This window comes from uncultured Campylobacter sp. (genome assembly GCF_938030815.1).
Classification (GTDB): Bacteria; Campylobacterota; Campylobacteria; order Campylobacterales; family Campylobacteraceae; genus Campylobacter_B.
Map to the genome: position 1 here is coordinate 1 of NZ_CALHII010000046.1, position 4,947 is coordinate 4,947.

At 46.7% G+C, this 4,947-nt stretch carries 4 protein-coding genes; all 4 read right to left on the reverse strand.

From position 1 onward, the window contains the following. Positions 1–195: 195 nt before the first annotated feature. Positions 196–1,506, reverse strand: coding sequence for a sugar transferase (locus tag Q0277_RS01675; RefSeq protein WP_297994919.1), 1,311 nt, complete (start codon positions 1,504–1,506; stop codon positions 196–198). 1 nt (position 1,507) lies between these two features. Beyond that, a complete protein-coding gene (locus tag Q0277_RS01680; RefSeq protein ID WP_297994921.1) occupies positions 1,508–2,872 on the reverse strand; it encodes a mannose-1-phosphate guanylyltransferase/mannose-6-phosphate isomerase in 1,365 nt (454 codons plus the stop codon). Beyond that, positions 2,865–3,989 (reverse strand): glycosyltransferase family 4 protein, encoded by a 1,125-nt coding sequence (locus Q0277_RS01685; RefSeq protein WP_297994923.1) that lies wholly within the window; start codon positions 3,987–3,989, stop codon positions 2,865–2,867. The genes Q0277_RS01680 and Q0277_RS01685 overlap by 8 nt, the downstream gene beginning before the upstream one ends. After that, positions 3,986–4,947: glycosyltransferase (locus tag Q0277_RS01690; protein ID WP_297994926.1), on the reverse strand; the 962-nt coding region annotated here is incomplete at its 5' end. The genes Q0277_RS01685 and Q0277_RS01690, both read right to left, overlap by 4 nt.

Genomic DNA, 4,947 nt, shown 5'->3' on the forward strand with positions numbered 1-4,947 from the left:
TGCGATGAAATTTCAAAATTTCAAATTTTGCGCCGCGAATTCCTAGCTATTTTCATGCAATTACATTGTTGTGTATATGTATTTTAAATCGTGCAAAATTTAGCCTCAAGCGATTCTAATATCTTGATCAAAGCGCCGTATTAAATTTAAAATTTATCTCAAAAGAGGCAGCCCCGTCTTAAACTCTATAAACTATCAGCTCGCCCCTTCGCGCGCCAAAACGACTTTGAAGGTTTTTAAAATAATTACGATGTCGTTCCAGATCGACCAGTTTTTCATATACCACGTATCCATACCCGCTCTAGTCGCAAAATCTACATCGCTGCGCCCGCTCACCTGCCAAAGCCCCGTAATGCCGGGCTTGACGGCGAGTATGAGATCGGCGTATTCGCCCATATCTTTGCGCTCATATTGCGCGCACGGGCGAGGGCCTACGATGCTCATTTCGCCCTTTAGGACGTTGATCAGCTGCGGAAGCTCATCTAGCGAACTTTTTCGCAAAAAATCGCCCAGCTTCGTGATACGTGGATCATGCTCATATTTGTGATATTTTTCAAAATACTCCACCTCTTGTGGATTTTGCTTTAGATACTGAGCTAAAATTTCATCGCCGTTTTCTTTCATCGAGCGAAATTTCAGGCATCCAAACGGCTTACCGCCAAATCCCATCCTTTGGTGTGAAAAAAATATGCGTCCCGTGGGCTCTTTTAGCTTCATCATCAGCGCGATTACGCCAAAAATCGGTACCAGCAAGGGAAGCGCTAAGAAAATTAGCGCTAAATCAAGCCCGCGTTTAAGAGCTAAATTTAAAGGGCTTTTCAAAGAATTTCGTATCGCAAAGAGGCTGGTGCGCGAAGCAAAAACGCTGTAAATATCTGCCTGCGTAAAATCGTATGAGCGCAGCACGGGGGTGAATAAAATTTCTTTGTTCTTTCTGATATTATGCTCGATAAGCTCGTTCAAGGCTTTCGCCCCAAGCCTGCTTCCGCCGATAAATAACACGTCGTAATCGCTGCCAAGAGCTCTAACGTATCCCAAATACGCGCTTTCTAAGACGGCGCTCTCAAATTCCTCGCCCTCGCCTAAAATTTTCGCCCTCTTCTGCCATAATCCAAATTTAAAAAGCTTCCTTTTCGTTATGAGCTTAAAAATCGGCAAAACCACCGCCATAAAGGCAAAGCTCAGAATAAAGCTGGCGCGCGAAAATTCGTAATTAACTTTGATTAAAGCAAGCAACGCAAGGCTGAGCAAAAGCCCAAAAAAGCAGCTTCTCACTAAAATTCTACTCTCGTGCCAAAAATCATATCGCCTCGAATAGATCCCTTGATAAAAAAACAAAAATATCATTATGACGTAGGACGGCGCGAAGCCCTGATACCTGCCGATATCCAGCAGCACGCTATCGCCGTAGAGCAGATTTTTAAGCACCACGGCAAGCCCGAAGCAAAGCCAGATGCCGAAAATATCGACCGCCAAGATTATCAAAATGCAGAGTTGCTTTTTCATCCTAACTCCTATTAAAATCGTCTTGCAGGCGCACGATATCGTCCTCGCCGGTGTAGCTGCCCACTTGAGCTTCGATTAGTACGACGGGGATTTTACCCTCGTTTGCGAGGCGATGAACCTCACCCATTCTAATGAATGTCGATTCATTCTCGCGCAGCAAGAAATTCCGCTCGCCCACGGTCACGGTCGCAGTGCCGCTAACGACGATCCAGTGCTCGTTGCGATGATAGTGCTTCTGCAGAGATAGTCGCTTGCCGGGCTTTACGACGATGCGCTTGATCTTGTAGCCGCGCTCATCTTCGAGCACCGTGTAGCTACCCCACGGGCGGTGCGTCGTTACGTGCACGCGCGCTAGATCGCTATCCTTCAGCCGCTCCACCACCTGCTTTACCTTTTGGGTAGAACCTTTTTTGCATATGAGCAGGGCGTCTTTGGTATCGACGATAGCGAGATTCTCGATGTCTATGGCGGCTATCGTGCGGCCCGAGCCGATGATGAGATTGTTTTTAGAATTTAGAGCGATATTTTGCTCGCTTGCGGTGTTGCCGTTCGCGTCTTTAGGCAGTTCGGCGTCTAAACTATCGAAGCTTCCCAGATCGCTCCAGCCGATATCTGCGGGCACGACCTTAGCAAGGCTCGTGCGCTCCATAACTGCGTAATCGATGCTATCTGCGGGTATCTCTTGCATATCGCCTAGTTTAATTCTAATCGGATTTTCCGCGTTAGAATTTTCGTACGCACGAACGCAGGCTTCGTAAATTTCAGAGCTCTGCGCCTTTAGTTCGTCTAAAAATACGCCTGCTTTAAACATAAACATGCCACTATTCCAGTAAAAATTCCCCGCCGCTATGTAGCTTTGCGCTGCCGCAAGCTCAGGCTTTTCGTGAAATTTTAACACGTCCTCGCCGCTAGCTTCGATATAGCCGTAGCCCGTATTTGCCTCCGCGGGCTTGATACCAAACGTCACCAAAAACCCCTGCTTTGCAAGCTCGCGCGCGCGTAAGACGCTGTTTTTATACTCCGCCTGATTTCTAATCAGATGATCGCTCGGCGTTACGAAAACGATCTCCTCGGCCTTTAAGCTCAAACACGCAAGCGCGATCGCAGGAGCCGTGTTTCTACCGACTGGTTCGAGCAGGAATTTTACGCCGCACCCACCCAAAACCTCAAGCTGATCGAGCGCCAAAAAATACTGCTGCTCGTTTGAAACGACAAGCGTGCGCTCGCATAGCGGGGAGTTTCGCTCGTAGCTCATCATAAAAAGCGAGCGGTCATCAAAGAGGCGCACGAACTGCTTCGGCATAAGCGTGCGGCTGATGGGCCACAGCCTCGTGCCGCTGCCGCCGCTTAGGATTATATTAGTCATTTTGGCCGTCCTTAAATTCCTCATATTTTTTCTCGACGTAGCTTTTGATCTCGGTCTCAAAGCGCGCACGCGAAAATTTTAAAGAATTTTCTCTGATTTTTACAGGCTCAAATTTATCATAATTTTGCTCAAATTTAGCTACGGCGGCGAGCAGCTCCTTTGTGTTTTGCTCCATAAAATACAGCCCGCTCTCGCCATCGCGCACCGTCTCGCGAGCTCCGCCGCGCCCGAAGCAGATCACCGGCGTGCCGCATGCCTGCGCTTCTACCGGCGTGATGCCGAAGTCCTCCTCGGCGGCAAAAACGAACGCCTTAGCCCGCCCCATGAGATCTGCCATCGTCTCATCGTTCGCAAAGCCCAAAAGCTCGACATTTTTGCCCGCTTTTGACTTGATTTTCGCCATATCGGGCCCGTCGCCGATAACGAGCAGCTTTTTATCCGTCTGCGAAAACGCCTCGACGATGAGATCAATCTTTTTGTACGGTACCATGCGCGAGGCAGTGAGGTAAAACTCCTCTTTGGCTTCGCGCAGAGTAAATTTATCCACGTCCACGGGCGGATAGATGACGTCGCTAGGCTTGCCGTATGTTTTTTTGATACGGCGCGCGATGTAGCGGCTGTTTGCGACGTAGTGATCCACGCGGTTTGCGGTGCTCGCGTCCCAAAGCCTAATTTTATGTAAAAAATACTTCGCCAGCACGCCCTTTAGACCGCGATCTAGCCCGCTTTCGCGCAAGTACTGATGATACAGATCCCACGCGTAGCGGATCGGCGTGTGTACATAGGCAATGTGAAGTTGATTTGAGTGCGTCAGCGCCCCTTTTGCGACGGCATGCGAGCTGGATAGCACGACGTCGTAGCCGCTTAGATCAAACTGCTCGATCGCAAGCGGAAATAGCGGCAGGTAGTTGCGGTATTTGTCCTTTGCGAATGGCAGCTTCTGGATAAAGCTCGTGTGAGCGCGCTTGCCTTTTAAAATTTTATCCCGGTCGGTGCCGCTTAAAAAGTCGATGAGGCTATAAATTTCAAAATCATCCCAGATATCAGTAAAACTCTCGACGCATTTCTCCGCACCCGCATAGGTGCTGAACCAGTCATGGATAAGGGCTTTTTTCATTGTAGCTCCCTAGTTGATATATTTTCAAATATCTGCTCGTAAATTTTTTCCACTTTACGAATCATAACGCCGATATCAAATTTATCTTTAAAATTTAGCAATGCTTCGGCCTGCATTTTACCGTATATTTTATCATCGTTTAATAAAATTTCTATATGCCGGCACGCCTGCTGTGCGCCCTCAAACAAAAATCCGCTTTTGCCGTTTTCTACGACTTCGTTATTTCCCACGACGTTTGTCGCCACTATCGGGATGCCGAGCGACTGCGCCTCTATGAGCGCGTAAGGCAACCCCTCCCACCTGGACGTAGACAGATAGATGTCTGTAGCGGATAGATACGCGGGTATTTCATCGGTAAAGCCCGTAAAGATTATATTTGCGCCGTCTTTTTGCGCCATAGATTCAAATTTTGCCCTATCGTCGCCATCTCCGAGCCATAAAAAAACGATGCTTGAATTATCTTTAAAATTTTTGGCTATCTCGTACGCCAAACCCATATTTTTTTGATATTCAAATCTTGAAATAATGGTAACTACCTTTTTGCCTGACAGATCAAATTTTATCTTGGCGTTATCGTCTTTCAAAAGAGCTTTTATGCCATTATATACGACCTCGCTCTTGCTTTTTTTAAATAATTTAAGCTTTAAACAAACGCTATTTTCGCTATTTGAAACATTTATAAATTTATCGGTAAATAGCGTTAAAAATCGCTCCAAGAAAATATACGCGCTCTTTTTTAAAAGGCCGTATTCTCCGATATGAACGCCGTGTAAAGTATGGACTATTTTTAGCCTTGGATTTAAAATTTTAAGCATCCGCGAATAGATGCCCGCGCCCTTGCCGTGGGAATGGATTATTTTTATATCGTTATCTTTTATAAATTTATTCAGCTCAAGGAGCTTTTTTGCGCTAAATTTTCTATGCGGCAAGATAAATATGTCTTTAATCTTTTTTGACT